This is a genomic window from Limisphaera ngatamarikiensis (assembly GCF_011044775.1).
Lineage (GTDB): Bacteria > Verrucomicrobiota > Verrucomicrobiia > Limisphaerales > Limisphaeraceae > Limisphaera > Limisphaera ngatamarikiensis.
The window spans coordinates 1-618 of record NZ_JAAKYA010000069.1 but is presented as its reverse complement, the minus strand read 5'-3'; the positions used below and the strand labels follow the sequence as shown (position 1 = coordinate 618).

At 63.8% G+C, this 618-nt stretch carries 1 protein-coding gene; it reads left to right on the top strand.

Annotated elements, in window-relative coordinates; all coding sequences use genetic code 11:
* On the top strand, positions 1-618 hold a 618-nt coding region (locus G4L39_RS10040), incomplete at both ends, for an RHS repeat-associated core domain-containing protein (protein ID WP_205880934.1).

Sequence of the window (618 nt, the reverse complement as noted above, 5' to 3'; positions counted from 1 at the left end):
GTGGATCGGCGTCGGGTGGACTGGACGTACGATGCGTTGGGGCGTCGGGTACGGCAGGTGCGGTACGTCTGGGCCAACGGCACGTGGCAGGTGGTGGAGGATCTGAAGCTGGTGGGTGATCCGGGGCTGTTTGGTCGTCACATTGGGGAGCTGAACGGGACGAACGGTGCGGTGGTGCGGTCGTACGTGTGGGGTCTGGATCTTTCGGAAACCCTGGACGGTGCGGGTGGTGTGGGCGGGTTGTTGTGGGTGAGGTTGACTGGTGGGGCTGCTGCGGGGGTGCACTTTGTGACGTACGACGGCAACGGGAACGTGTGGACCTTGGTCTCGGCCAGCACCGGTACCGACACTGCGCGGTACGAGTATGGCCCGTTTGGAGAGCCTTTGCGGCTGACCGGCGCTGCGGCGGGTTGGAATCCGTTCCGGTTCAGCACGAAGCGGACGGAGGACGGCACGGGCCTGGTGCTGTACGAATACCGCGCCTACAGTCCCAGCATGGGAAGGTGGTTGAGCCGGGATCCGATGGGGTGGGAATCGTTGCAAGGACCGGTGGTGAAGTTGCGGAGAAAAGCGCGCGCCGACCTCGCAGATTATGCGTTCAGTCGAAACACACCAGTT